At 35.7% G+C, this 26,990-nt stretch carries 24 protein-coding genes and 2 pseudogenes; 14 read left to right on the forward strand and 12 right to left on the reverse strand.

Annotated features, from left to right (window positions below; genetic code table 11):
* Positions 1–22: 22 nt before the first annotated feature.
* Positions 23–526: pseudogene (locus JFT95_RS30090) on the reverse strand (methyl-accepting chemotaxis protein); the annotation flags it as partial.
* 645 nt (positions 527–1,171) lie between these two features.
* Here JFT95_RS30090 and JFT95_RS01810 point away from each other — a divergent pair.
* From JFT95_RS01810 to JFT95_RS01830, 5 genes are all read left to right on the forward strand, one after another.
* The gene (locus JFT95_RS01810) at positions 1,172–2,443 is read left to right on the forward strand and encodes a 3D domain-containing protein (RefSeq protein ID WP_033731016.1); all 1,272 of its coding nucleotides are present in this window, start codon (positions 1,172–1,174) and stop codon (positions 2,441–2,443) included.
* Between the two features lie 112 nt (positions 2,444–2,555).
* On the forward strand, positions 2,556–2,774 hold the full coding sequence (locus JFT95_RS01815; RefSeq protein ID WP_002167109.1) for a helix-turn-helix transcriptional regulator: 219 nt from the start codon (positions 2,556–2,558) through the stop codon (positions 2,772–2,774).
* Positions 2,767–3,240 carry a DUF2178 domain-containing protein gene (locus JFT95_RS01820; RefSeq protein WP_002090909.1) on the forward strand — a complete coding sequence of 158 codons (474 nt, stop codon included), beginning with the start codon at positions 2,767–2,769 and terminating at the stop codon, positions 3,238–3,240. Before JFT95_RS01815 ends, JFT95_RS01820 begins: the two co-directional genes overlap by 8 nt.
* A 115-nt stretch (positions 3,241–3,355) precedes the next feature.
* The gene (locus JFT95_RS01825) at positions 3,356–3,988 is read left to right on the forward strand and encodes a class A sortase (protein ID WP_002186970.1); all 633 of its coding nucleotides are present in this window, start codon (positions 3,356–3,358) and stop codon (positions 3,986–3,988) included.
* Positions 3,989–4,133: 145 nt separating this feature from the next.
* On the forward strand, positions 4,134–5,255 hold the full coding sequence (locus JFT95_RS01830; protein WP_078178016.1) for a YHYH domain-containing protein: 1,122 nt from the start codon (positions 4,134–4,136) through the stop codon (positions 5,253–5,255).
* 30 nt (positions 5,256–5,285) lie between these two features.
* On the opposite strand, the gene JFT95_RS01835 is transcribed toward JFT95_RS01830, so the two are convergent.
* On the reverse strand, positions 5,286–6,671 hold the full coding sequence (locus JFT95_RS01835; RefSeq protein ID WP_003187245.1) for a peptide MFS transporter: 1,386 nt from the start codon (positions 6,669–6,671) through the stop codon (positions 5,286–5,288).
* Positions 6,672–6,924: 253 nt separating this feature from the next.
* On the opposite strand from JFT95_RS01835, the gene brnQ1 reads away from it, so the two are divergent.
* The gene (brnQ1, locus tag JFT95_RS01840; protein ID WP_407707277.1) at positions 6,925–8,226 is read left to right on the forward strand and encodes a branched-chain amino acid transport system II carrier protein BrnQ1; all 1,302 of its coding nucleotides are present in this window, start codon (positions 6,925–6,927) and stop codon (positions 8,224–8,226) included.
* A 134-nt stretch (positions 8,227–8,360) separates the two neighbouring features.
* Positions 8,361–10,082 (forward strand): DUF2339 domain-containing protein, encoded by a 1,722-nt coding sequence (locus JFT95_RS01845; protein WP_078178015.1) that lies wholly within the window; start codon positions 8,361–8,363, stop codon positions 10,080–10,082.
* Positions 10,083–10,117: 35 nt separating this feature from the next.
* Here the strand turns inward: JFT95_RS01845 and JFT95_RS01850 are convergent, their stop codons facing one another.
* Together JFT95_RS01850 and JFT95_RS01855 are read right to left on the reverse strand one after the other, a co-directional pair.
* On the reverse strand, positions 10,118–11,665 hold the full coding sequence (locus tag JFT95_RS01850) for a DNA-binding protein (protein ID WP_201051237.1): 1,548 nt from the start codon (positions 11,663–11,665) through the stop codon (positions 10,118–10,120).
* Between the two features lie 181 nt (positions 11,666–11,846).
* On the reverse strand, positions 11,847–13,238 hold the full coding sequence (locus tag JFT95_RS01855) for an amino acid permease (protein ID WP_085309146.1): 1,392 nt from the start codon (positions 13,236–13,238) through the stop codon (positions 11,847–11,849).
* Positions 13,239–13,503: 265 nt separating this feature from the next.
* On the opposite strand from JFT95_RS01855, the gene JFT95_RS01860 reads away from it, so the two are divergent.
* From JFT95_RS01860 to JFT95_RS01870, 3 genes are all read left to right on the forward strand, one after another.
* Positions 13,504–14,796, forward strand: coding sequence for an NCS2 family permease (locus tag JFT95_RS01860; RefSeq protein WP_201051238.1), 1,293 nt, complete (start codon positions 13,504–13,506; stop codon positions 14,794–14,796).
* 139 nt (positions 14,797–14,935) lie between these two features.
* Entirely contained in the window at positions 14,936–15,136 is a 201-nt protein-coding gene (locus JFT95_RS01865; RefSeq protein WP_000301182.1) for a helix-turn-helix transcriptional regulator, read from the forward strand.
* A gap of 4 nt (positions 15,137–15,140) precedes the next feature.
* Positions 15,141–15,575, forward strand: a complete 435-nt coding sequence (locus JFT95_RS01870; RefSeq protein WP_201051239.1) for a hypothetical protein — start codon at positions 15,141–15,143, stop codon at positions 15,573–15,575.
* Positions 15,576–15,608: 33 nt separating this feature from the next.
* Here JFT95_RS01870 and JFT95_RS01875 read toward each other — a convergent pair whose 3' ends face one another.
* The 8 genes and pseudogenes from JFT95_RS01875 to JFT95_RS01910 form a co-directional block, all read right to left on the reverse strand.
* The gene (locus tag JFT95_RS01875; protein ID WP_002140412.1) at positions 15,609–16,046 is read right to left on the reverse strand and encodes a GNAT family N-acetyltransferase; all 438 of its coding nucleotides are present in this window, start codon (positions 16,044–16,046) and stop codon (positions 15,609–15,611) included.
* Between the two features lie 14 nt (positions 16,047–16,060).
* Positions 16,061–16,318: a DUF4022 family protein gene (locus JFT95_RS01880; protein ID WP_080019745.1), complete on the reverse strand. Its 258-nt coding sequence runs from the start codon at positions 16,316–16,318 to the stop codon at positions 16,061–16,063.
* Between the two features lie 53 nt (positions 16,319–16,371).
* Positions 16,372–18,201: a monovalent cation:proton antiporter family protein gene (locus tag JFT95_RS01885; protein ID WP_201032486.1), complete on the reverse strand. Its 1,830-nt coding sequence runs from the start codon at positions 18,199–18,201 to the stop codon at positions 16,372–16,374.
* A 268-nt stretch (positions 18,202–18,469) separates the two neighbouring features.
* Positions 18,470–18,781, reverse strand: coding sequence for a cytochrome aa3 quinol oxidase subunit IV (qoxD, locus tag JFT95_RS01890; protein WP_002063824.1), 312 nt, complete (start codon positions 18,779–18,781; stop codon positions 18,470–18,472).
* Positions 18,782–19,384 (reverse strand): cytochrome aa3 quinol oxidase subunit III, encoded by a 603-nt coding sequence (gene qoxC, locus JFT95_RS01895; protein ID WP_002029841.1) that lies wholly within the window; start codon positions 19,382–19,384, stop codon positions 18,782–18,784. It abuts the gene before it with no gap.
* Between the two features lie 13 nt (positions 19,385–19,397).
* Positions 19,398–21,332 carry a cytochrome aa3 quinol oxidase subunit I gene (gene qoxB, locus JFT95_RS01900; RefSeq protein WP_002063826.1) on the reverse strand — a complete coding sequence of 645 codons (1,935 nt, stop codon included), beginning with the start codon at positions 21,330–21,332 and terminating at the stop codon, positions 19,398–19,400.
* A gap of 33 nt (positions 21,333–21,365) precedes the next feature.
* The gene (locus JFT95_RS01905; RefSeq protein ID WP_002010605.1) at positions 21,366–22,241 is read right to left on the reverse strand and encodes a cytochrome aa3 quinol oxidase subunit II; all 876 of its coding nucleotides are present in this window, start codon (positions 22,239–22,241) and stop codon (positions 21,366–21,368) included.
* A 299-nt stretch (positions 22,242–22,540) separates the two neighbouring features.
* Positions 22,541–22,742: pseudogene (locus JFT95_RS01910) on the reverse strand (amino acid permease); the annotation flags it as partial.
* A 408-nt stretch (positions 22,743–23,150) separates the two neighbouring features.
* On the opposite strand from JFT95_RS01910, the gene JFT95_RS01915 reads away from it, so the two are divergent.
* The 4 genes from JFT95_RS01915 to JFT95_RS01930 all read left to right on the forward strand — a co-directional run bounded on the left by JFT95_RS01915 (position 23,151) and on the right by JFT95_RS01930 (position 26,986).
* Positions 23,151–23,861 (forward strand): C39 family peptidase, encoded by a 711-nt coding sequence (locus JFT95_RS01915; RefSeq protein WP_033708611.1) that lies wholly within the window; start codon positions 23,151–23,153, stop codon positions 23,859–23,861.
* A 281-nt stretch (positions 23,862–24,142) separates the two neighbouring features.
* Entirely contained in the window at positions 24,143–25,318 is a 1,176-nt protein-coding gene (locus JFT95_RS01920; protein ID WP_201051240.1) for an amidohydrolase, read from the forward strand.
* A gap of 1 nt (position 25,319) precedes the next feature.
* The gene (locus JFT95_RS01925) at positions 25,320–25,517 is read left to right on the forward strand and encodes a DUF3311 domain-containing protein (RefSeq protein WP_002029838.1); all 198 of its coding nucleotides are present in this window, start codon (positions 25,320–25,322) and stop codon (positions 25,515–25,517) included.
* Complete coding sequence (locus JFT95_RS01930) at positions 25,514–26,986, forward strand: sodium:solute symporter family protein (protein WP_201051241.1); 1,473 nt, start codon at positions 25,514–25,516, stop codon at positions 26,984–26,986. Before JFT95_RS01925 ends, JFT95_RS01930 begins: the two co-directional genes overlap by 4 nt.
* Positions 26,987–26,990: the final 4 nt, after the last annotated feature.

Raw genomic sequence — 26,990 nt, forward strand, 5'->3', positions numbered from 1 at the left:
TTTTTACATTACTGAGAAACTATTATTTCTTGAATACTTTTGATAATTGGACATCGACTTTTTCAGCATCATTAATGTGATTCATAATAGTAGTATTTAATTTTTGGAACATTTGCTGTGTATTTGCAAATTCTCGTAATATATCATCATTACAAGATTTTTGGTTTTCGATAGCTTTAATAACATTTGTAGCGCCACTTTGTAACGTTTGAATCATAATTAAAATGTTTTCAATTCTAGCGTTTGTATCGGCACTCATTTCTACACCTTCATCAACTAAATGCAAATTATCTTTTGTGTTATCGTATGCTTTTTCAATTTCTTCTTGAATTTTTTTCGTTAAGTTACCGATGTTTTTTGTACTTTCAGCTGTACTTTCAGCTAGTTTTCTTACTTCATTAGCAACAACAGCAAATCCTTTTCCATGCTCTCCAGCACGTGCAGCTTCAATACTTGCATTTAACGCTAATAAATTTGTTTGCGCTGCAATGTTTTGAATTACTTCTACGATTTGCTCGATTTCTTTTGAGCGTTCACTTAAATGATTCATACTATTAGACGTACGCTGAGATTGTTCACCTAATTTATTAATTACAATAAGTAAACGGTGAACAGATTCTTTTCCTTCATTAGAGCAATCGATAATTTCTTCAATAGACTGAATTAAGCTTTGTTCTTTTTGTAACATTTCACTATTTAATTCATTGGAATGTGTCGTACGTGTTGAAACATTTTCAAAACATGAGTTTAAATGTTGAATTAAATTTTGGAGTGTATGGTGCTGGTTATTTACAAGTTGATGCTCTTGAACAACGCTTTGTACACGGTCGTGGATAGAAGAAATAGTCTCTTGGCTTTCAATATCTTTTTGTTTTAATTCTGTTTCTAGCTCTTGTATACGATTTTCTAATTGATCAATTTTATGTTGGAGTGCTTTCTTTTGAGTAAACATGTATTTATCTCAACCGCCTTTAGAAGTTATATTTTCTCTATATTTGGATTTTAGCATCTTTTATAATTTTTAAATATAGGAATTGTTAAATATTTAAGAATCTATTACATTTTGTTCACAATTCTCTTTTTTTGTCATGAAAAATAAACTGTATTTAATGGTTCTGTAAACAAACTGTAAAATAAATCATGTATAACTGTATAAGAAGGGAGTCGGATTATGAACTATTTTAAGCGAATCAGTAGTCTAGTATTAGCAGGAATTATCGTTCTTTCTAGTACAGTCGCTGTAAAAGCAGAGTCAAACGACGAGAAACTTAACAACATGCAACAGCAATTGCAGCAAAACGATGCAGATATGCAGAAGAAAGAGCAAGAGAAGCAAGCTGTTAGTAAAGAAATTCAAGGTATCGAAAATGAACTACATAATTTAAATAATACAATTGCAAAAAATAAAGAGGATCAAGCTGCTATTCAACGTAAAATCGATGAAACACATAAGCAGATTGAACAAAAAAAGAACGAAATTGTCGTTTTAGAAGATAAAGTCCTTGCTCGTAAGGATATTATGAAAAAACGTATGGTTTCTGTTCAAAATAGCTCAAATACGAGTTTAGTAGTAGAAGTTGTTGTAGAATCAAAAAACTTTGCAGATTTCATACAACGTATGAACGCAGTTACGACTATTCTAGAAGCAGATAAAGAAATTTTACGTCTACAAGAACAAGATCTTCGTCAAATTGAAGAAGATAAAAAAGAGATTGATGAAAAAGAAGCATCTTTAGTAGTAGATAAACAAAAATTAGCAAAAGCACAAGCTGATTTGCAAGATAACTTGAAAAAACGTCAAGATAACTTACAAACAGTTCAAGCTAAATATAATCAGGTTGCAAGCCAACTTAATTTAGCAGCAGAAGAAAAGGCTAAAATTGAATCAAATATGAAGGCAGTACAAGAAACAATCGCTCGTGAACAAGAAGCAGCAAGAATTGCAGCGGAAGAGCGTGCAAAAGCGGAAGCAGCTGCAAAGGCTGAGCAAGAAGCTTTAGCGAAAGCGCAAGCGGAAGTTGCTGAAAAGCAAAAGCAAGAAAAAGCTAATAAACCAGCTGAACCAGTTGCTAATAATAGTTCGAAAGTAGAGCCTGAACAGCCTAAAGTAACTGCTGGCGGAAAAGAAATGTATGTACACGCAACAGCTTATACAGCAGATCCATCTGAAAATGGTTATGCAGCAGGTCAACAAGTATATTCTGCATGGGGACCGGGTGATAAGCCTTATAACTTAACTGCAAACCCAGGAATGAAATTAATTGCGGTGGATCCATCTGTTATTCCATTAGGATCTACTGTAAATGTTGAAGGCTATGGAATTGCAATTGCAGCAGATACTGGTGGCGCGATTAAAGGTCACAAAATCGATGTTTTAATGCCGGATAAAGCTTCGTCTAGTAATTGGGGCAGAAAAAATGTTAAAGTTACAATTTTAAACTAAAACGTAATCCAACTTTACAAAACGTAAAGTTGGATTTTTTTATAAAAATAATGTTAAGTTGAGTTTACATTTTGTTAAGGATATCATACAATAATAGTGAGAGGTGGTAAATTTGACCATTTTAAATAGAGTGAAGGAATTAAGAGCTCGTTTTAATTTTACACAAAGTGTATTAGCGGAAAAAGTCGGAGTGACGAGACAAACGATCGCTGCAATTGAAAAAGGGGATTACGTTCCTTCATTATTACTAGCATTGACGATTTGTGATGTATTCGAGTTAAAGATGGAAGATGTATTTGTTTTAAATAAGGAGGGGGAAGAGGATGAATAGAATTGGGGTTTCTTATATCGTAAACGTGCTTTATACTGCGCTAGCCTGCTGGACATTTGTTGAATTTTATAGTGTTATTACAGAGTTAGCAGATATAATTAAAAACGAGAAGTTCCCATTTGAAGTATGGTTTAATGGAGCACCATTCATTTTATTATTTATTGGAGCTATTATAGTTACAATTTTTTATAGAATTCAAAAGAAAAAATACAAGAATTTATCTTTTTGGATGTATCCATTATTATTTCCACTAGAAGATGAACGTGAAAAAGCGATTACGGATAAAGCCTGTCGAACAACTTTTGTTTCGTTATGGTATGTGTTACCTTGTGCAGTCGGGTTTTTAACTTTTTCGCCTATTATTAATGACTATCTTCCTGGGTACCCACTGTATATTATATTCTCTATTTTCTTTATTCAAATGACGGTCTTTCACGTATCCCTATACAGAAATAAGTTAGTTTAAAAGAAACCTTCTTGCATAAGCAAGAAGGTTTCTTTTCAGCTTACACTTGTACATACAGCAATATTATCTTATCATTTTATATAGAGTAAGATTTTGTAACGGAAAGGAATTGTATATGAATAAGCAAAGAATTTATAGTATAGTAGCAATCCTTCTATTTGTTGTAGGTGGTGTATTAATCGGAAAGCCATTTTATGATGGATATAATGCAGAGAAGAAGCAGACAGCGAATGTACAAGCTGTTCAAAAGATGGAATATGAAAAGCATGATACAGAATTTGTAGATGCTTCAAAAATTAATCAACCAGACTTGGCAGAAGTAGCGAGTGCATCGTTAGATAAAAAACAAGTAATCGGTCGTATTTCAATTCCGAGCATCTCATTAGAACTTCCTGTTTTAAAAGCGTCGACTGAAAAGAATTTATTATCAGGTGCGGCAACTGTAAGAGAAAATCAAGTAATGGGACAAGGGAATTATGCACTTGCAGGGCATAATATGTCAAAAAAAGGTGTTTTATTTAGTGATGTATCAACTTTAAAGAAGAACGATAAAATTTATTTGTATGACAATGCAAATGAGTATGAGTATACTGTTACCGGTGTATCTGAAGTGACTCCTGATAAATGGGAAGTTGTAGAGGATCATGGGAAAGATGAGATAACACTTATTACATGTGTATCTGTTAAGGATAATTCTAAGCGTTTTGTTATTACGGGTGATTTAGTAGGAACAAAGGCTAAGAAATAAAGAAAAAAGAAGGTTCACTCTTTAAAGAGTGAACCTTCTTTTTTTATCCAATGTTGAGAAATAAAAGAATATTTCAGTTGGTATTTAAATATTTTTCTATTTTTATATAATAAATTAATGATTCTAGATTTTGGGAGGAACAAAAGTGAAACAGCAAGTAAAAAAACTTCTTTTAACAACAAGTGTAGCGTTATTGGTAGCGCCAATTTCTGCTTATGCACATCCAGGACGTACAGATGCTAATGGTGGACATACGTGTCGTACAAATTGTGAAAAATGGGGATTGCAGTACGGGGAATATCATTATCACAATAAACCAGCTTCTAATAGTGGTACAACGAGTCCAGCTCCTAGCCAAAATAATAATGGTGCTGTAGAAGCAGAGAAACAAGCAGAAGCACAGCGTAAGGCTGAGGCAGAGAAACAAAGAGCTGCAGAAGAACAACGTAAAGCAGAAGAAGAGAGACAACGTGCTGCAGAAGAACAGCGCAAAGTAGAGGAAGAGAGACAGCGTGCTGCAGAAGAACAACGTAAAGCAGAAGAAGCACGTAAGGCAGAGGAAGCGCAGCGTAAAGCTGAGGCTGAAAAGGGACAAGCTGAAGGTCAAAAAAGTGGAGAGACAGATTTTAAAGCAGGAAAGAATAATGCAGAAGGACATGTAGCTGGAAAGTCAGACGCATATAAACAAGCATTTACAACTGCGTATGCTGCGGCATGGTCTTTAGAAGAACAGAAAAAAGCACATTTTGAAAAAGGTAAAGAGCAAGGGTTAACACAAGAAGCAATGGACGATAGTCAAATTACTCCTGAGTTTAAGGGGAACTTTGCAGAAGGTTTCCAAGTAGGGAATAAAGAGAGAACAGCAAAAATTGAAAAAGAACAAGCAGAACTCGGTGAAAAGGCTGGTAAAGAATTAGCTGAAAAGAAACCTGGAAATACTGAAAAGGATACATATGTGAAAGTATATGAAACCGCGTATGAAAAGGGATATAAGTCTGCTAAAAAGGCAGCGGAAAAAGCTGGATATACATATGCATTTGAAAACTACGACTTAAAAGTTCCTGCTAAGTATGAAAAGAATGAAACATTAAAGAAATGGTTTACTGAAGGATTTAAATCAAATAAAAAGGCAGCGGAAATTCGAGAAGAAGGATATAAAAAAGGAGACAGCTGGCTTTCGTTCTTCTATAAGAGTTTCGTGCCAAGTGAATATAAAGAACATAAAGGCTTGTATGAACAAGCAATAGAAAAGGGAAAGAAAGCGTAAAAAAAGATGAGGAATTTTCCTCATCTTTTTTTAATCCATCCATTTCACTAATTTCTTAGAAATTGATAATAAAACACAACCTAAAACGATCGCCACAGCGCCAATAACTGTGAATACTTCAGCATATCCAAGTGAAGTTGTGAAGCTTGCAAGCTGTCCGCCTAAAATATTAGCAATACCTGAGCTTGCTAACCATACGCCCATTAATAAAGAGGCTAGTTTTACTGGAGCGAGAGCACTAACCATTGATAGCCCGACAGGTGATAAGAATAGCTCACCTAACGTATGGAAAAGATACGTAAAGACGATAAATAGTAAGTTTGCTTTTTCTGTAATGTTATGTTCGTCACTGCCTGTTTTTAATGTAGCGATAACAAGAACAATATAACCGATACCGAGTAAGATCATACCAAGTCCCATTTTTGTTGGGATTTTCATGTCACCATTTTTTCTAGTTGCCAGTTTCGCCCATAATGCTGAAATAGCTGGTGCAAGTAAAATAATAAATAACGGATTGACCGATTGGAACCAAGATGTTGGAACTTCCCATCCGAACACAGAGCGGTCTACAAATTTGTTTGTATATAATGTTAACGAACTACCAGCTTGTTCAAATCCAGCCCAGAAGAAGACAACAAAGCATGTTAAAATGACGATAACTGTTGTACGTTGTTTTTCTTTTTTTGTTAACGGTGTATTTCCTATTGTTTGTTGTCCAGCATCCGTTTGCAAATCGCGAGTTGGTTTTTTACCGATATCACCAAGGAAGCGATTTGATAGTGTTGTAAATAAAATTTGTCCAATGATCATTCCGATTGAAGCGGCTAAGAAACCGTAACGGAATCCGAAATGAACAACACCGTCCACTGTTGTTTTAAATAAATTTTCTGATAAAAATCCGCAAACGAGTGGAGCTAAAAATGAACCGACGTTAATACCCATATAGAAAATTGTAAATGCACTATCACGTTTTGGATCGTGCTCTTCGTATAATTCTCCAACAAGTGTAGAGATATTCGGTTTGAAGAATCCATTACCGATAATAATAAGCGCTAATCCGAGGTATAGACCGACTTGGTTTTGCAAGGCAAATAGTGTAAGGTTACCGATTGCCATTGTTATACCACCAATTGTGATGGCTTTTCGTTTGCCTAGAAAACGGTCCGTTAAGTATCCACCGATCAATGGTGTGAAATAACAAGCACCAGTATAAAATCCGTAAATAGAGAGTGCCCAAGCGGGACTAAACCCAAGACCACCACTTACTAAAGCTGTTGTTAAATATAATGTTAATAATCCTCGTAATCCATAGTAACTAAATCTTTCCCACATTTCTGTAAAGAAGAGTAAGTATAAACCTGGAGGATGTTTCTTTTTTCTTTGTTGTTCTCTTTCTAGTTGTATCGCTGATTCCATAATATTTTCCTCCTGACACAAGCAAAAAACAAAGTTAATAGTATTGTATGATTAATATTTTACTTTATTAACTATTATAAGTCAATAAAGGTTGATTTTTCAGAAGAAATTTGAAAAGGGAAATAGCTATAGAATGGGTGTTTCTTTTGTGATAGACTATGGACTATGTTTTCTTTGTAAGGAAGCGGATTACCGCATTTTTTTATTTGTGGAATTGATTTCATGTAAGGTGAAATTGAAGAAGGAGAAAGAAATGAAATTGTTACAGAAAAAAGAAATTTTGCTTATTAGTCTTATGTTATTCTCTATGTTCTTTGGGGCCGGAAATCTTATATTTCCACCTTTCCTTGGATATGAAGCAGGAGAACATGTATGGATTGCATTGTTAGGTTTTATTATATCAGCAACAGGGCTTCCTATATTAGGTGTTATCGCTATTGCGAAAGCAGGGAGTTTTCAAACGTTAGCGGGCAGGGTTCATTCTTCATTTGCAATTATTTTTCCGTGTATTGTGTACTTATTTATTGGACCAGGTCTTGGTATACCACGTGCAGGAAGTTTAGCTTTTGAAATGGGGCCAGGCCAGTTGTTCCCAGAAGCGGGTAGCGTAGTTTTGTTATTGTACACGGCTATTTTCTTTAGTATTGTTTACTGGTTAAGTTTATCACCGTCTAAATTAATGGGCTTGTTTGGAAAGGTGTTAACGCCTTTATTATTATGTATGATTGCTATTATATTTATAAAAAGTATGTTTACATCAGTAGGCGGTGTGAAAGAGCCTTCAGGAAATTATGGACAAGCTCCTATGTTCCAAGGATTTTTAGATGGATATTTAACGATGGATGCGTTAGCAGCTTTAATATTTGGGATTGTTATTGCAAATGCTCTGCGTGCAAAAGGTGTAGCGGATGATAAAGGTTTAGCAAAATATATGAGTATTGCTGGTATTGGAGCAGGGCTTTTATTATCTATTATTTATGTCATTCTTGGATATGTTGGTTCAATTAGTGGTTCATTGGGTACATTTGATAACGGTGCGAAAGTGTTAGCACAAGTTATGATTACATTATTTGGACAAGGTGGGTTAGTTTTATTAGGTCTTATTTTTACTGTCGCTTGTCTATGCGTTTCCATCGGACTTGTTACGTCTTGTAGTCAATTTTTCACAAGTGTATTTCCGAAAGTATCTTATAAAGTTTGGGCATTTATATTAAGTTTTGTTAGTATGGTTTTAGCTAATTTAGGATTAACGCAAATTTTAAAAGTATCGGTACCGATTCTTGGATTTATTTATCCAGTTGCACTAACGCTTATTATTTTAGGGTTATTCCATAAGTATATTGGAAAGTATGTATACGTATATTCGGTAACGATTGGACTCGTAGCGGTATTTAGTGCGATTGATATTTTAAACAAAAGTGTATTGATGAATAAATGGACACCACTACTAAAAATGCTTCCGTTTTATTCAGAAGGTGTAGGTTGGATTGTTCCGGCATTTGTAGGTGTCTGCCTCGGTGTAATTGTTAGTATTGCTATAAATAAGAATAAATAAGTAAGAGGTGTTTTCCTATTTCGGAAAACACCTTTCTTTTTTTGGAAAAATAGTATTGAAAATGAATAGACTAAGAGTATGATAAAGATAATTGGTAATATATAGGTTTTACATGAATGATGAGGGGGGAGCATATGAAGGAGGATTTGAATAAGAAAATAGAAGCACTCGAAACGGCAATTGAAACGATGCAAGAGGCACTTTATGAATTGAAAGCGAAACAAAGAAAAATAGAAGTAGATAAAGTTCAACAAAATGTTAATAAGGAAAAGAAAGAATATATTGAAGCGGTAAGTAATGAAAAGTTACAAGAAGATGTAGTTAAGACGAGGAAGTCCATGCAAGAGCCAGAGGTGAAACAAGTAGATATATCTGCATTTAAACCAGAACCATTTAATATTATAAAGTTTTGTCAAACGTGGTTACCACGCATATTTGTCGGTATTATGCTACTTGGCGTTATTTGGTTATTTAAAGCAGGGGTAGATGCTGGTTTATTAACACCAGCGATACGAGTTGTGTTTGGTATAGTACTATCTGCCGGTTTGTATTACGTAGGAGATATACAAATTAAAAGAGAGCGGCAAGCGTTAGGGTTAGTATTAGCTGGAGGAAGTATTACGGGAATTGTTTTAACAACGTTTGCGGCACATTATTTATATGAGTTTATTCCTGCAAGTATTGCGTTTGTTTGCAACATTATATGGGTTGTTTTAGGGATTTATTTAGCGAAAAGATATAGATCGGAATATCTCGCTATTTTCGTGGCGGTGGGAGCATTTTTTGTTCCTTTCTTGTTAAATAGTACGACTCCTAATACGTATATTTTCTTTAGTTATGAGACGATATTAACAATTAGTCTATTATGGTATGCATTGAGAAACCGTTATAAGTACTTGTATATGATTTCTTATGTTGTTGCGGCAATTGTCCTATTTGTCTTCTTTGTTGTTATGTCAATATTAGTAGAGAATGTGCAAGTACAGTTAACAGTTGTATACGGTGCAATTCATTTACTATTATTTTGGCATATGTTTTCGGAGAGAAGGTTTATACAAGAAGCACGATTGGCGATATTTAGTGCGAATGCAGTTTTCTTTATTTTAGCCATTTCTCAAATTCCTGAATTTACAACGTGGGGATTAGTTATAAGTGCATTTGTGCATGCTGTTATGTTTGTACTTGAATATAGGAAGAATAAACATTCGGTATTTTCAAATCTAATATTTGGCTTTGCAATGGGATCATTTAGTTTAGCGATTTTATACGAGTATAGTTTGGTGAATGCAGCGATCGTATTATTGTTACAAGGTTTCCTCGGTATGGTTACTGCTATTAAAGTAAAGCAAAATATTAAGTTGTATGTAGGTGCAACGATTTATGCGATTGGAATGGTACAGACGATTTTTAGCCCGTTTGATGAGTTCATTTCAGCAGGGTTTGTCGCTCATATTATTTTAATAGGAACGTTCTATTATTGCATGAGACAAGCGAAAGAAGTGTTAGCGAGTTTTGGTAAATATGTGTACTCTATAGCGCTCTACTCGTTAATGGTAATTGTATTTATTACAATTACTAGAATCGGTGAAGTTCTTTCTACAGATGGAAGTATAATTAGCGTATCTGTATCGTTATTATGGATGGTATATGCGTTATTTGCAGTTTGGTTTGGCCGTTATAGACAGATGAACGAAATATTATATGCTGGCTTAGTCGTATTAGTAGTAACAGTAGGGAAGTTATTCCTTCTCGACTTACCAGAGGTGTCGATGATGATTAGGGCGGTGTTATTCTTAATCGTTGGTAGTATAGGTATCGTTATTTCAAGAATGTTTTTCTCAAAAGAAGAGAAGTGAGAAAAAGGCAATCCATATGTGGATTGCCTTTTTCATTATTTTTTATTAATCGTTACAGTTTCATTATATTTCGCTGTTGTGTTTTGACGTAGACGAAGTGTTGCCTGTCCAGTTGTATTTGGATCCAGTTGTACGTTCACAATTTTTTCAGCAGATCCTTGGTTATTTGTTATGAAAGAGAATGTACTGCTATATCCGAAAGAAGACGGCCAAGTGCCATTTGTATTTTGAACTTTTGCCACCTGTGTTCCGCCAGTTGTGAAGATACCTAAAGAATAATTATTGTATGTTGTATTTGGTAATAAGTTATTTACTTGAATCTTCATTTGGAACACTTCATTGTTTGGTAGAATGCTAGGGTGAGTAATTACGTAATCACTCGTTGTAACTGCGCCGTTATAGCCGTATGAACCAGATTTGAAAGTATTTGTATTGAACCACTGGTAACCTTGAGTTGGTGCGCTCCAAGGTTCTGGTTGTGGTTCTGTTGATAAGCTTGGTTGTTCAAATGTTTGTAGAGCTGTAGGTGCATCAAGCTGTAAACCACTCACTTGATCTAAGCTTGTAAATGTTTCTTGCTTCGCTAACCAATTCACGATGTTTTCTAATAGAACAGCATCGTTTTCTTCTTTATAACCATCATAAGTTTTCTTTGATTGACCTGAATCTTCGCGAACATATTTTGGCGTAGCATCTTCAACAGGAGAAGAATCACCGATAAAGGCTGCTTTTCCAAGGCCAACTTTCGAAATAGCAGCATAAGGCCCCTCTGCAACGCCACCACCGTTATAAACGCCGCTATCAACAGCGTTATTCCATTTTGATGGATTTTCTGGAAGATATACAAGGCCTTTCGCTAGTTTTGGATTTGTAATCGCAAGAGTAGAGCCGGCATGCATTGCTACAGATGAAACGCCAGTTGTAATTCCGAATGATTGCGCAGGTGAGACAATATTTTTAGCTGAAACATCACCAAGTGCATTGTAACGGAAGCGAATACCGAAATTATTGGATAGCCAATCAGAGCTTTCTACTCCTTGCATAGCTTGTGAAGTTGTTTCTTCATTAGACATTCCCTTTGCTGGATTATCCCATGCCCCGCGTCTATATCCATTGAACACTTCTGAGGAGTCCCAGCGGTTTTTATTACGATCTGCATTATAATGATCGGCAATGAAGAAAATACTGCCGCCATTTTTCACGTATTGTAACATTGCGTCTTGTTCAGATTTTTTGTAAGGAATATTTGCCTCTGGAACGATAAACACGTTGTAATTTTTTAAGTCGTCGTATGTAATAGGTGTTGATTTACGAAGTTCTTTTACATGATATCCGTTTTGGGCAATGCCGTTTCCGAAATCAGAAAAGCCGCCATCAATAACCCAGTCAGCTGTCCCTGCAGTTTGACCGTGCGTATTATCAAATAATACTTTCTTCCCATTGTTTTGATTTACAACCTTTGCAGCAATTTCAGGAGCTGGGTCTACAGAGCTTTCGGCATAAGTAGACGGTATGAACGAACTCCCCATACTAAGTGTAATTGCTGTTGCTAAAGAAAATGTAATCCATTTTTTATTCTTCATAGAAGAATCCCCCTAATAATAAATATATGTGCTTTAATAATGTAATTTATTTTTCTGAAAAAATAAAGACAGAAAACGTAAAAAATATTAAAAAATTGTAAAAATACCGTGAATTTTGTTGAGAAATATTTATATAGACAATAAAAAATCCCTTCCAATTAATAAGGAAGGGATAGCTTGTTTAACTAATCTTTGAATTAGGTGTTTCATCAATCTTATGAAATCCTTTCATGTAATACACGATAGCTAAGCCAATAAGCCAAATTGGGCCAACGATTAATGCAATTCGTGTATCTTCTGAATACGCCATTATACATAGTACAAGTGCAAGGAAGCCAAGTGAGAAGTAAGAGCTTACTGGATGTAAAGGCATTTTATACGTGAGCTTGTCTTTTTTCTCAGTTGATAATCCTTTACGGAATTTAATTTGAGCGACTAATATAATACCCCAAGTCCAAATTGCCCCGAAAGTTGAAATACTAGTTAACCATGTAAATACTTTTGCAGGCACAAGGTAGTTTAATATAACACCAACAAGTAAAACGATAGCCGTTGCTATAATACCTTGACTTGGAATGCCATTTTTATTTAAACGTCCAAATCGTTCAGGTGCTTTCTTTTGCTGTGCTAGTGTAAATAGCATACGCCCTGTACTAAATAAACCACCGTTACAAGAAGAAAGTGCAGCTGTTAATACAACAAAGTTAATAATACCTGCTGCTTTTGCAATGCCGATTTGTTGGAATGTTAATACGAATGGACTTCCTTTCTCGCCAAGTTCGTTCCATGGATAAATTGCCATCATAACGAATAATGCCCCGACGTAAAAGATTAGGATTCTCCAAAATACGTTATCGATAGCTTTTGCGAGTGTTTTCTTCGGGTTTTGAGCTTCACCAGCTGTAACACCAATTAGTTCAACGCCTAAATAAGCGAATAATACCATTTGTAAGGAAAGCAATAATCCAGAGAAGCCATTTGGGAACCAGCCCCCATGTTCCCAAAGATTTGAAATACCAGTTGCAACGCCGCCATTTCCAAATCCGAATAGAATAATACCAAAGCCAATCACTATCATACAGATAATTGTGACAATTTTAATGAGAGCAAACCAAAACTCAAGTTCTCCAAATACTTTTACTGATAAGAAGTTGAAAGCGCTCATTAATAATAGAGCGAGTAGTGCCCAAGTCCAGCGCGGGATATCTGGGAACCAGTACTGCATGTAAATTCCAGCCGCCGTAATTTCAGCCATACAAGTAACAACCCATAAGAACCAGTAGTTCCAACCAGTAATATAGCCAGCAAGTGGGCCGATATAATCATTAGCATATTTACTAAAAGAGCCGGCAACCGGTTGTTCAATTGCCATTTCTCCGAGCGCTCGCATAATGAAAAAAATAACGAGTCCAGCGATCATATAACCTAGTAAGATGGAAGGACCAGCTAGTTTAATAGCAGAAGCAGATCCTAAAAATAGCCCAACGCCAATAGCCGAACCGAGTGACATTAAAGTAATATGTCGTTCTTTTAAACCTCGATTTAAAGTTCCAGATTTGTTTGTGTGCTGCATAAGAAGAATCCCCCTTGTAGAATGAGCTACCTAAATATTTAACTATTTCAAATTATAAAACATTTCTATCTGTTATGCTACAAAAATAATCAAAATGAACTGTACTACATCTGAACTTGTCAGACTTAAACTTAAAATTCTCACTATTAGAGAATATATTGACTCTTCTTTTTATTGATTGTTAAGATTAAGTATTATATTTTCTCACATACTAGTAAGAAAAGAATGTGTGATAATAATTCAGGTGTAGGAAGGGTACATAGCCATGTTTCAATTAAAAAAATATAACACTTCTGTGAAGCAAGAGCTTTTAGCGGGCATCACAACTTTTTTTACATTTGCGTATATTCTTGTCATCAATCCGAAAATATTATCTGATGCAGGTGTACCATTTGATCAAGCGTTTACGGCAACTATTATTGCGACAGTTATTGGGACGCTATGTATGGCGTTTTTAGCTAACTATCCAATTGTTATTGCTCCAGCTATGGGGATGAATGCATATTTTGCTTATTCTGTCGTTCAACAGGCAGAGGGGATTACGTATGTCATTGCGTTTTCGGCAGTATTTGTAACAGGTATCATTTTTCTTTTATTATCTTTCACTTCATTTAGGCAAAAGCTAATTATTGCAATTCCTGACAGTTTAAAACATGCAATTGCAGGTGGAATTGGACTATTTATTGCTTTTATTGGATTACGTCTATCTGGAATTATCGTGGATCATCCATCTAACTTAGTTACGATTGGTGATTTTCATTCTCCAGCCGTTATTTTAACTTTAATTGGTTTAATTTTAGCGGCAGTATTAATGGTATTACGTGTGAGTGGTGCATTATTTATTAGTATGATTGTGACAGGAATTATCGCCTTCTTTACGGGGCAACTGAAGTTTGAGGATAAAATTGTAGCGATGCCTCATTTACCAGAGGGTATTATCGTTTCAAATCCAATTAATGCTTTTTCAGATGTAATTCAGTATGGATTATATGGTGTTGTATTTTCATTTTTACTTGTACTTTTATTTGATACGACAGGTGCATTACTCGGTTTAATTAAACAAGCTGGTTTAATTACAGATAATACAGAGAAACGTTTTGGCAAAGCGTTTATTGCAGATGCGATTGGCGGAACGACAGGTTCTATCTTCGGAACAAGCCCAACAGCAGCAACGATTGAATCGTCAGCTGGTATTGCTGCAGGTGGTAAAACTGGATTAACAGGTATTGTAGTTGTTGGTCTAACGATTATAACGGCATTTTTCAGCCCTGTTATCGCGTCTTTATCAAGTGTAGCTGCTATTACAGCTCCTTCATTAATTATTGTAGGTAGTTTAATGGCACAAAGCATTCGTGATATTAATTGGAATGAATTTGAAGATGCATTACCAGCATTTTTAATTTTCGTTGGTATTCCGTTAACGTCTAGTATTGCAAATGGAATTGCAATTGGATTTTTAGTGTATCCAGTATTAAAAATTGTGAAGGGGAAAGGGATGGAAGTACATCCGTTACTATATTTATTTACAATTTTATTTGGATGTCATTTATTCTTATAGTATAGAGATAGGAAAGGGGGCTTCTTATGAGAGGCTCCTTTTTTGTGTATAATAAAGTGAAAAAAACAAATCAATTACGTAAAATATAAATTACTTAATGGAATATATATGTTACAATATAGGCAGAGGAGGAACATGAATGGCTGTAAGTAAAATAAAAGTCGCACGTGTTCAGTTAGATTTAACACAACAACAATTAGCAGAAAAAGTAGGCGTCACAAGGCAAACAATTAGTTTAATTGAGAAGGGGAAATACAATCCATCTTTAGATTTATGTTTGAAAATTTGTTATGCAGTAGATAAAACATTGAATGATTTGTTTTGGGAGGAAAAGGAGTGATAGGGTGAAAATCGTGAAAGATGAACGTTTAATGATTGAGGGATTAAAACATATTAGATTGGCTTTCATCTTACAAAATGTCGTCATACTAGGCATTGTTTTTTACCGTTACGTCTTGCAAGGGGCAGGGTATGAAAGTGTTTCGGATTTATTAATGGTATTTATGGGCGGGATAATAGTTATTAACTTTTTAAACTTAAAAAATTCGGTGGAAGTGTATGAGCATACAGGGGGAGTATCTCGTAGTTATTTCATGAAACTATTATTAATTCCAGTAGGGATTGTTATTGGACTGTTAGCCATTTGTATCATTGTAACACCAGGTATTTCGATAAAGGAAATTAGTATAACAGGAGTTATTATGTTTGTTTGCTTTTTAATTCCTAGTTTGTTTATATACATATATATGAAAAAAATAAAAAGTGAAAATGAAATATAAGAAAAGCTTTCTGCATATTGCAGAAAGCTTTTCTTATATTTCTTTATACATTACTTTATGTAGTCCTATTGGATCAATCTCGAAGATTTCACCATGCTCATAGAAGCCTAATCGTTTGTAATAATCCGCTACGGTAATTCGGGCATTACACCATAGAATATTTGCTTCGCGTTCTTGGAGGACTTGTTCAGCTTTACGGATTAAGGAGCTGCCAGCATGCTGGTTTCGGAAATTAGGTAATGTTGCCATTCCTCGTAGACGATAGTGGGTACCAGCTTGTAAATCAGGATGTATTTCTTTAGAGAAAGAGGCGATACTAACAAGTTCATCATATAAAAATGCACCTAAATGAAAGGCGTCTGTTTCGTAATCTGAATCGTATTTACAATCTTCTAATGATTGATTGGGACGCAAAACCTTTTGACGTAATAAGTATGTTTCAGATGCATCAATATGTTTCACTGTAATCATAATATCATCCTTTCTTATAATCCTTTTTCTGTTAGTTGTATAAAGAAATAGGCAGGTGCAGCGAAAAGTCCGAGTATGCTAGCAGTTCCGATAAGGAGCGAAAGCAAAAGACAAGTGTATTTGACGCCATTTGATTTTTTCCAGCCGTAACTACAAATTTCAATGCTAACACCGATGAGAATAATGGCAACGAGTACTTCCGCTAATAATAATAGAGCTAAAGTTACAATAGACATAATGTGATCCATCCCCATAATATGTGATAGTAACATTTTACCATATGGAATGGAAAAAAATGCCCCTCATTTATGTGAGGGGCGTTTTTCTACTCTAATATGTTTTTCATTGTATCAATATGTTCTTTTGAACCCGTTACAAGTAAAGTATCGCCATGCTGTAACTTCGTATCACCATGTGGTATTAATGCTTTATTACCACGGTAAATTTGAATGACAAGTACATCACCTAGAAACGGAAGGCGACGAAGTGCTAAGCCGTTATATTTATTACTTCGTAGTTCAACCTCACGCACCGTTTCATTTGCTGTTGTAATCAAGCGAACGAGACTCGGTTTATCAATAAGTGCACGTAATAAAATACGTGTAGAGTTAATAGTCGAGAATACAGCGATATGTTCTTGAGTCGCTTTTTCTTGTAGAAGGGGATCTTCTACACTTGCGATGACGTGTTCAACACCTAATTCTTTTGCGTGTTCTGCTAATAATAAGTTTTGTTCATCATCACTTGTCGCAACAACAACACGGTCTGCTTCGAAAGCTTGTTGCTCCATTAAAGATTGAATAGTAATCTCATCTAATTTTACAATAGGGAAGTCATGAGATTTCGCTTCCTCATCATTTATTTTATTTTGACGTATCATATATAGTGTTACGTCATAATCTTCACGTTTTAAATCAAGTGATAACGGAAGGGTAATTCTGCTTGCACCAATAATAGATACTTTCGGTTTTGGTGTTTCCACTTTTGGAAACATCTTTTTAAATAATATAGGTGCAAAAATACAAGTAATAACTGCACTTAAAATAAGAGATGCTGATAAACTTGGGCTAATGATGCCTAGCTTTTCACCGATTTGTGCAGCCGCAATAACTAAAGAAAGTGTTGATGTTAACAAAATAGCACTTCCGAGTACGATATTGCGTGGGTACCATTTTCGTAAGACGAGTGATGGCAACAGTTTTGAAATAAAGAGTCCCACAATTAGAATTGGGATCATTAGCATACTAGAAGGCTCTTTAAAAATAGACCATACTTCTAGATTTACACCAACCATTACGAAGAAAATAGGAATGAAGAAGCCATATCCGATGGAATCAAGTTTTTCAACCATATCTTCATTTGGTGATAATAAAGATACGAGTACACCTGCTAAAAAGGCTCCCAAAATATTTTCTGCCCCAACAGATTCAGATAATCCAACTAATATTAAGATGAGTGCAAAAACAGCTCGTGTATCAATTTGTACACTACCGGCTTTTAAGCTTTCTAGGTATGGAATATTTTTAAAACGTCTTGCGACAAAGTAAATTACAATACCAGCACCGAATAGAAGAAGTAGAAGCCACATGCTTTGGCCACTTTCGGAATTTAATCCGACGAATACAGCGAGTAAAATCATTGTAACTAAGTCTGCAATAACAGCGACTAATAAAATGATTTGCCCGATTGCGGTTTTTCCTAAGTTATTTTCTTTCAATGTTGGTACGACAACACCTAAAGAAATAGTTGAAATAATTAAAGTCATGAACATTGCATTGTCTACGAATCCTAGCCATACGAATAGTAATGATAGGGCATAAGATAAAATGAAAATAAACAAGAAGATAATGCTTGCTGCTTGGAATGTGTTCGGTTCGTTTGTCGTATTCTTTTTCCCTTTTTGTTTAAAGATCGAAAAGTCAATTTCTAAACCACTTAAAAACATTAGGAAGATAAACCCTAGTGTTGATAAGACTTGAAGCCACATGTCTGGCTCAATGATGTTAAATCCACTTTTACCTACAAAGATTCCTGCGATAATTTCTGCAACAACGACAGGAAGTGCGTTTAATTTAAAGCGCTGTAACAAAAGGGGAACGAAAAACGCGATTGCGACGACAACCATAAGTGATAGAACAGAAGAATGATGTTCCATTGCGTTCTCTCCCTTCAAATAAATATAGTAACTATTTAGCCATATAATAGGAAGAAAAGCAACGGATATGGTTTCGATTTCATAAAGAAAGAGTTTTCTTAACATTTGTCATAATAAGTATATTTTTTATGATTTTGTTGTTAATTCCGTAATGTGGATGTAATAGGGGAGGGGATAAAGTGAAACTTTAATCAGTGGGGGTCTTACTGCTCGTTAATAGGGGATAAAAAAAGACTGCTGAGGAATCCCAGCAGTCTTTTCATGCAAATTACATTGAGAAGAAGATCCATACAGTAAGACCAACTGTTGCAGCTGCAACGAAGAAACTGTATATCATTGTAAGAATTTGAATTCTTCCTTCTCCTTCTTTTAAATGCATGAACATAATTAATTGTAATAAAGCTTGCGCAACAGCCATTATGATAATAGTTGTTAATATCGTTGAAAGTGGCAGGGTTGTATAAAGTGCCACGTATAAAGCTAGAAACGTTAGTGCAAGCGATAAAATAAATCCGAAAACGTGTGACCATGGGAATCCGCTATGCCCATGCCCGTTTGCTTGGTTGTTATTTTGACCCATTTACGCCACCATCCCGTTCAAGTAAACTAGTGTGTAAATAAAGACCCAAACAAGATCAAGGAAATGCCAGTATAAGCTGATAATAAATACTTTACGAGCTGTAACTGGTGTTAAACCTCGTTTTAAAATTTGGATAATAACACAAGTTGCCCAGATGATACCACCTGTTACGTGGGCACCATGCGTTCCAAGAAGAACGAAGAATGCCGATAAGAAAGCACTTGTTTGAATCGTTGCACCTTCACCAACGTACAAAATGAATTCTTCAATTTCAAAGAATAGGAAGCCTGCACCTAAAAGTAAAGTCAGGATAAACCAAGCTAACATTCCTTTTTGATTGTGTTTACGCATTTCGTGAATTGCGATCCCACATGTAAAGCTACTTGTTAAAAGTAACAGTGTTTGAATTAAAAGTGTTTTAACTTCAAACAATTGCGCTGGTGTTGGGCCATCAGCCGTACGACCAGCAAGGACTAGATAAGAGGCGAAAAGTGTTGCGAACAGCATAATTTCAGCCCCAAGAAAAATCCAGAATCCTAGGATATTCAATCTGCTTTGCTCGGATTGATATTCCAAAGGTAAGCTTTTATCTAAAGCCGCCATGTCATTTCACCTCTCATGCTATATGTTCTGTTTCTTTAATTTCATCAACGCTTACGTAGTAGCCATCATCATAATCGAATGAACGATAGATTAAGCAACCTAAAATACCAATACCACCGATTGCTGCAATCCAGAACCAGCTAAATACTAATGCAAAACCTGCAAGACCGAAGAATAAAGACGCAATAATAGGCACACCAGAATTACTTGGCATGTGAATTGGTTTTAATTCATCTGCTGTTGGTGTAATTGTTTCTCCACGTTTTTTCATGAACCAGAAAGCATCAGCTTCTTTAATTTCAGGAAGTTTCGCGAAGTTGTAATGTTGTACAGGAGATTGAGTTGCCCATTCAAGTGTACGGCCGTCCCATGGATCTCCAGTTGTGTCACGCTCACCGTGACGTGCACTCCAAATTACGTTATAGCAAAGGATTAGGAAGCCAATAGCCATCATTACAGCACCAACAGATGCGATTTGGTTTAGCCAGCCCCATCCAAGACTTTCAGAGTAAGTGTACATACGACGAGTCATACCGTCTAAACCTAAGAAGTACATTGGGAAGAAACAGATGTTAAATCCGCTCATAAAGATCCAGAATGTCCATTTACCTAGGCGTTCATTTAACATATGACCTGTCATTTTTGGATACCAGTATGTGAATCCAGCAAGCATAGCGAATACTGTACCTGCGATTAATACGTAGTGGAAGTGAGCAATTAGGAAGTAGCTGTTATGGTATTGATAATCAGCTGCTGCCATTCCAAGCATAACCCCTGTAACTCCACCAACTACGAAGTTTGGAATAAATGCCAATGACCAAAGCATTGGAACTGTAAAACGAATACGTCCTTTATACAGTGTAAACAACCAGTTAAAGATCTTAACACCGGTTGGAATCGAAATCGCCATTGTCGAAATCGAGAAGAATGAGTTAACCGCTGGACCTGCACCCATAGTGAAGAAATGGTGAAGCCATACGACGAAACTTAGTAAAGAAATTGCAACCATCGAGTACACCATCGCACTGTAACCGAATAGACGTTTACGTGAGAATGTACTAATGATTTCAGAGAAAATACCGAATGCCGGTAAAATAACAATATATACTTCAGGGTGACCCCATACCCAGAATAGGTTGGCCCATAACATTGGCATACCGCCGCTCGCCATCGTAAAGAAGTGAGCATCGAATAGACGGTCAAATGTCATTAATGCAAGAGCAACTGTTAATACTGGGAAAGCGAAAATAATGATAATTGTTGTAATTAAGATTGACCAAGTAAACATTGGCATTCTCATTAATTTCATACCAGGTGTACGCATTTTTAAGATAGTAACAAGGAAGTTAATACCCGTCATCAGCGTACCGAGACCTGAAATCTGTAATGCAATTGCGTAGTAGTTATTTCCTACACCAGAAGTAAACTCTGTACCTGCCATTGGGAAGTAAGAAGTCCACCCAGCGTCTGGAGAACCACCGATTACGAAAGCGATGTTGAATAACATTGCTCCGACAAAGAATAACCAGAAACTTAAAGCATTTAAGAACGGATATGCAACGTCACGAGCACCAATTTGTAATGGTACTACAAGGTTCATTAATCCCATAACGAATGGCATTGCCATGAAAAGAATCATTACCGTACCATGTGTTGTAAAGATTCCGTTATAGTGTTCAGCGTTTAAATAAGTTGTTTCCGGGAATGTTAACTGGGCACGAATCATTAAACCATCCATACCACCACGGAATAACATTATAACGGCAGAGATAATATACATGGTCCCTATTTTTTTATGGTCAACAGTTGTCAACCACTCATCCCAAAGCCATCTCCATTTTTTGTACTTTGTTAGTACGAAAAGAATCGCTAATGTCACAAGAACGATAGAAGCGTCAGCTCCGTAAATAATCGGGTCACCTGTGACAAAAAATTCATCAAGCTTCACTGTGTTCACTCCAATCTGTTGGAATAATAGCTATTATTTTTTGTTTTTGTAGTAGTTGTAATCACAATATTCAAGTGATTTTGGATCTACATAACTTAAGTGGTGACTAGAGAACGTCATACGCCCCACTACACCAGGTTTAATAATTTCGTTATATTTCTTTTCTGATAATTTAGGGGCAGTTTCTTGTACTTCTTTTACCCACTTATCATATTTCTCTTTAGTTTTTGCTTCAACTTCGAATTCCATGTGAGTAAATCCTTCACCAGAGAAGTTCGAGCTACGACCTAGGTAAGAACCTGGTTTGTCAGCTTGTAAATATAAGTCCATGATCATGCCATCCATTGTATACTTCATACCACCAAGTTCTGGTACCCAGAAAGCATTCATTGGACCTACAGAAGTCAGTTTAAATTGAATTGGTACACCAGCTGGGATGTTTAAATAGTTAACGGTTTCAATTTTTTCCTCCGGGTAACTAAATAACCATTTCCAGTTTGCAGATGTAACATAAATTTCAACTGGTTTAATATGTTTGGACTCTTGCGGAACCTCTTCCGAAGCGTAAGTTGCTTTAACTGTTGGAATCGATAATGCGATAACGATAATAACAGGAATAATTGTCCAAATGATTTCTAATAATGTGTTACCATGTTGATCAGGTGGCTCATAGTCCATATTCTCTGGTTTTTCACGATAACGAATCAAGATGACTGTAAACAAGATGAATACAATTGCGATAATTAATGACATAAGCAAGAATGACCAAACAATTAAATCATACTGTGCTTTTGCAACAGGTCCTTGCGGATTTAATACTGCGAGTTTTTTATCACAGCCACCGAGGAACAGAAGTAATGATAACGGAAGAAGCGAAGCCAACTTCCAAAATGCTTTCTTTAGTTGCACGATTGAAAATCTCCTTTCTCCTTGGATTGAAACTATGCCAATAAAACAATATAAACCTATTAATTTATAGATGGCAATAGTTTTTGTTATATTGTTAAAAAATAGACACAAATGCACGCTTTTTAAGGTGAATATCATTTGTAACTTGATAACATTGTAAACTATTTTCCAGATAAAAACGTGATTGTGGGAATTTTAAGATAAATAAAGTTATACCAACATACCCAATAAATAGAAAAAAATTATCTTATCATAAGGAAAAATACTGAATTTTTAATATATTCAGTTTGTTACCTAAGTTATATTTCTTTTTGCTCAAATGTGACAACTTTCCGAAACTTTAACTCGGTATAAAATGTAACAAATGATCATAAATGGAACCCAGCAATAAAGAGCAATTCTCTGATCTGGAATGAAAGCTAAACTAACAAATGTAAGGAAATTGAGTGAGAAAGCTACGATTGGAACTATTGGATAAAGTGGTGTGCGGTATTTTAATTCTGCTTGTTCTACTTGTTGATTCATATGTCCCTCCCCCCATATTTTTTTGTATGTTTTAACTAGATTTTATTCGGTGCTTTTAATCATTAGTGGGGGTGAAAAACATACTTGGTTTATTTTGTTGTGAACTGAGTATGTAAAGGAAAAACTAACTATGACTAAATACCTTAGAATGTTTATTAACCTAGTGAAGGAAACGTGATTCTTTCACTAGGTTAATAATTTTGTTTTTTTAGTTAAAAATTCTGAAAAAATGTAATTTTTTCTTTCTATTTCAAACAATCGGAATTTTAAAAAGTATTTGTGAATAATGAATCACAGAATCTTTCTAGCAAACTAGTAAGAAGAAAGGTACAATGATAGGAGTTGTGCCTTTAAAATAATTGATATAATGGAGTTTGGTTTATGATGAAAAAGTTAAAATATATTTTTATTTTCGGTATTATATTTGCTGTCGTGTTCTTTTTCGAGAAAGATAAAATTATGAAAAAGGCACAAGAATTTCGGTTAGACCTTTTCTCTGAGATGAAAGAAAGTGCAATGATTACAGAGGTTCCGTTTATTAGACAGTTACCTGAATTACCTAGAGGTTGTGAAGTGACAAGTTTAACTATGCTACTACAACATAAAGGTGTACAAGTAGATAAGATGCAACTTGCTAGTGAAATTCATCGCGTTCCATTTAAACAAGATGGTTTGCATGGAAATCCGTATGAGGGATTCGTTGGAAATATTTACACGAAAGCTGAGCCGGGATACGGTGTATATAATCAACCGATTTTTAATTTAGCAGAAAAGTATGTTCCTGAAAAAGTAATTAATTTAACAGGTAGAGACGTGCAAGATCTATATAAAGTAATTAGTTCTGGTTCTCCAGTATGGGTAATTATTAATACAACGTTTAAACCATTAGCCGAAAGTAGTTTTGAAACATGGAATACGAGTTCAGGTGAAGTGAAAATTACATATTATGAGCATAGTGTTGTAGTAATTGGATATGATCAAAACTTTGTATACGTAAATGATCCTCTTGCAAACAATCCACGAAAAGCTGTTCCTCGTGCTGAATTTGAAAAGGCATGGGAGCAAATGGGGAAACAAGCAATTACTATTTTATAAAGTGAAACTATAATCAGTGGGGGTTTTGTTCATCCCCCACTGATTATTAGTTGAACCAATCGGGCGTTTACGGGCAGTTAATCTCCCACCTAACTTCTTTGCTCCAGCCGGATTTTGAGGTGGGAGTTTTACTGCCCGTTAATGCGGGATAAAATGAAAAGTCATCTTGAGATGGCTTTTTCTTTTTGAATATTCATTATAGAAAATTCTGAAAATTATTTCGGAAGTTAACGATTCACGCTATAATAACATTTAACTTGGTAAAGAAGGGGAGAAGAGAAATGGATGTCGCAAAGGAACTTGTTTTATCAAAGAATCAGTTGATTGAGTGGAGAAGGCATTTTCATAAGTATCCAGAGTTATCTTTTCAAGAGGAAAAAACATCTCAATTTGTATTCGACATACTTCGGGAAATCCCGTATTTAGAAGTCTCAAGGCCTACTAAATATAGTGTAATGGCGAGGTTAATCGGTAGGCAGCCTGGTAAAACTATCGCGGTTCGTGCTGATATGGATGCTCTTCCTATTCATGAAGAAAATAAGTTTGATTTTATTTCTCTATATCCAGGTGTGATGCATGCGTGTGGTCACGATGGTCACATGGCAATATTGCTTGGTGTAGTACATAAGTTGGTAGAGGAAAGAGAGAAAGTTAAAGGAGAGATTCGCTTTTTATTTCAACATGCAGAAGAAAACTTTCCGGGCGGTGCAGAGGAAATGGTCGCAGCGGGAGTGATGACAGGTGTGGATTACATTATTGGTGCTCATCTTTGGGCGTCATTAGAGGTTGGAAAAGTAGGTGTAATTTATGGTCCTGCGATGGCGGCGCCGGACGTTTTTAAAATTACGATAGAGGGAAAAGGTGGGCATGCTGGAATTCCGCATGAAACAGTTGATAGTATCGCCATTGGTGCGCAAGTAGTTTCGCAAATTCAGCAAATTGTATCTCGCCTCACGAATCCGTTAGATTCTCTCGTAGTATCTGTTACGCAATTTCATTCTGGGACAACTCATAATGTTATCCCGGAACAAGCGGAGATTGAAGGGACAGTGAGAAGTTTAAGGCATGAATTAAGAGAAGAAACAAAGAATAAGCTTGAAAGGATTGTAAAACATATTACAGAATCCTACGGTGCTAAGTATACATTTTCTTATGAATATGGATATCGCCCAGTTGTGAACGATTATGAAGTTACAGAGCTTATTGAACATACAGCATTACAGCTTTATGGAAGAGAAAGGGTTGTTCGTTTACAGCCAACGATGGCAGGGGAAGATTTTTCAGCATTTTTACAAAAGGCACCAGGGACGTTCTTTTTTATAGGGGCAGGAAATGAAGAGAAGGGAATTATATATCCGCATCATCACCCTCGTTTTACAATTGACGAAGACGCATTACCAATTGGAGTGGAAGTCTTTGTATCATCCATTATGAATTTTATAAGTAAAGGAGAATGAGATGAAAAAAATACACGTGCTAGCACTTATTCCAGTTCTTTGTTTAGTAGTTGGACCAGTATTTGCAAATTCGGTCACTCCTTACGTATGGGGGATGCCATTTTTATTATTTTGGGTACTATTATCAGTGCTCATTACGTCTCTTTGTATGGGGCTTGTGTACGTATTCGATCCTGCTAATAAGGGGGACGTAAAATGACTGCATTATTTATCATTATTATATTTTTGTTTCTCGCACTATTTTTAGGGATTCGGGCACAACATGGAAAAGATATGAATTTAGAACAATGGTCAGTTGGAGGAAGAGGATTTGGAACTATTTTCGTTTTTCTCCTTATGGCAGGGGAAATTTATACGACGTTCACATTTTTAGGAGGAAGTGGCTGGGCTTATAGTAAAGGAGCTCCTACATTTTATATTTTAGGGTATGGTGCATTAGCTTATATTTTATCGTATTTCTTATTGCCTCCAATTTGGAAGTATGCAAAAGAACATAACCTCATTTCACAATCAGATTTCTTTGCGAAGAAATATGGGAGTAAGACGCTTGGGGTAATTGTTTCAATTATTGGTGTTATTTCGATTATCCCGTATCTTGTTTTGCAATTAAAGGGATTAGGAATTATCGTTTCGGAAGCTTCCTATGGAAGAGTGACACCTGTTATTGCGGTATGGATTGGTGCTATTGTTATAACTATTTATGTAATGGTTTCAGGTATACATGGATCGGCTTGGACAGCTGCTTTGAAGGACATTATGATACTATTTATCGTTATGTTTTTAGGTATATATTTACCGTATCACTATTACGGAGGATTTCAACCGATGTTTGAAGCTGTAGAAGCTGCAAAACCAGGTTTTTTATCTTTACCTGAAAAGGGAATGAGTATTTCTTGGTTTGTTTCTACTATTATATTAACGGCTCTCGGTTTTTATATGTGGCCTCATACATTTGCCTCAGCTTTCTCAGCGAAAAGTGAAAAAGTATTTAGGAAAAATGCAGCAATTATGCCTCTCTATTCTTTAGTTTTGCTTTTTGTGTTCTTTGCAGGTTTTGCTGCTATCTTGCAAGTTCCAGGGTTAAAGGGAGCGGATGTAGATCTTTCATTATTCCGTCTGGCTCTTCAAACGTTTGATCCATGGTTTATTGGTATTATTGGTAGTGCAGGAGTGTTAACGGCATTAGTTCCAGGTTCCATGCTTGTTATGGCGGCATCTACGTTGTTAGCAAAAAATATTTACCGAACAATGGTGCCATCTGCTTCAGATAGACAAGTTGCAAAAGTAGCTAAGTTATTTGTACCTGTTGTAACGCTTGTTGCAGTATTGTTTACATTTAAAGGGGGAGAAACGATAGGGGCTCTTCTTTTAATGGGGTACAGTATAGTTACGCAACTTTTCCCTGCACTTGTATGTAGTTTGTTTCCACGTCAAATTATTACGAAGCAAGGAGCGATTGCAGGAATGGGGATTGGGTTGTTAATTGTCGCATATATTACCTTATCTGGTTCAACTATAGCTACGATGTTTCCGAGTTTTCCGCAATATATAAAAGATTTAAATGTAGGTATAGTCGCATTGTTAATGAATATGATTGTGATGTTTATCGTTAGTGGATTCACAAGAAATGTATCTGTAAAGACCGACAATATAATAGTAGAAAAGTAATTCG

This window comes from Bacillus sp. TH17 (assembly GCF_016651125.1).
In the GTDB taxonomy this organism is placed as follows: Bacteria; Bacillota; Bacilli; order Bacillales; family Bacillaceae_G; genus Bacillus_A; species Bacillus_A mycoides.

Coding starts and splice junctions, on each gene's coding strand:
- JFT95_RS01810 (WP_033731016.1), top strand. CDS start 1,172: ATGAACTATTTTAAGCGAATCAGTAGTCTAGTATTAGCAGGAATTATC.
- JFT95_RS01820 (WP_002090909.1), top strand. CDS start 2,767: ATGAATAGAATTGGGGTTTCTTATATCGTAAACGTGCTTTATACTGCG.
- JFT95_RS01825 (WP_002186970.1), top strand. CDS start 3,356: ATGAATAAGCAAAGAATTTATAGTATAGTAGCAATCCTTCTATTTGTT.
- JFT95_RS01835 (WP_003187245.1), bottom strand. CDS start 6,671: ATGGAATCAGCGATACAACTAGAAAGAGAACAACAAAGAAAAAAGAAA.
- brnQ1 (WP_407707277.1), top strand. CDS start 6,925: ATGAAATTGTTACAGAAAAAAGAAATTTTGCTTATTAGTCTTATGTTA.
- JFT95_RS01845 (WP_078178015.1), top strand. CDS start 8,361: ATGAAGGAGGATTTGAATAAGAAAATAGAAGCACTCGAAACGGCAATT.
- JFT95_RS01850 (WP_201051237.1), bottom strand. CDS start 11,665: ATGAAGAATAAAAAATGGATTACATTTTCTTTAGCAACAGCAATTACA.
- JFT95_RS01855 (WP_085309146.1), bottom strand. CDS start 13,238: ATGCAGCACACAAACAAATCTGGAACTTTAAATCGAGGTTTAAAAGAA.
- JFT95_RS01860 (WP_201051238.1), top strand. CDS start 13,504: ATGTTTCAATTAAAAAAATATAACACTTCTGTGAAGCAAGAGCTTTTA.
- JFT95_RS01865 (WP_000301182.1), top strand. CDS start 14,936: ATGGCTGTAAGTAAAATAAAAGTCGCACGTGTTCAGTTAGATTTAACA.
- JFT95_RS01875 (WP_002140412.1), bottom strand. CDS start 16,046: ATGATTACAGTGAAACATATTGATGCATCTGAAACATACTTATTACGT.
- JFT95_RS01880 (WP_080019745.1), bottom strand. CDS start 16,318: ATGTTACTATCACATATTATGGGGATGGATCACATTATGTCTATTGTA.
- JFT95_RS01885 (WP_201032486.1), bottom strand. CDS start 18,201: ATGGAACATCATTCTTCTGTTCTATCACTTATGGTTGTCGTCGCAATC.
- qoxD (WP_002063824.1), bottom strand. CDS start 18,781: ATGGGTCAAAATAACAACCAAGCAAACGGGCATGGGCATAGCGGATTC.
- qoxC (WP_002029841.1), bottom strand. CDS start 19,384: ATGGCGGCTTTAGATAAAAGCTTACCTTTGGAATATCAATCCGAGCAA.
- JFT95_RS01915 (WP_033708611.1), top strand. CDS start 23,151: ATGAAAAAGTTAAAATATATTTTTATTTTCGGTATTATATTTGCTGTC.
- JFT95_RS01920 (WP_201051240.1), top strand. CDS start 24,143: ATGGATGTCGCAAAGGAACTTGTTTTATCAAAGAATCAGTTGATTGAG.
- JFT95_RS01925 (WP_002029838.1), top strand. CDS start 25,320: ATGAAAAAAATACACGTGCTAGCACTTATTCCAGTTCTTTGTTTAGTA.
- JFT95_RS01930 (WP_201051241.1), top strand. CDS start 25,514: ATGACTGCATTATTTATCATTATTATATTTTTGTTTCTCGCACTATTT.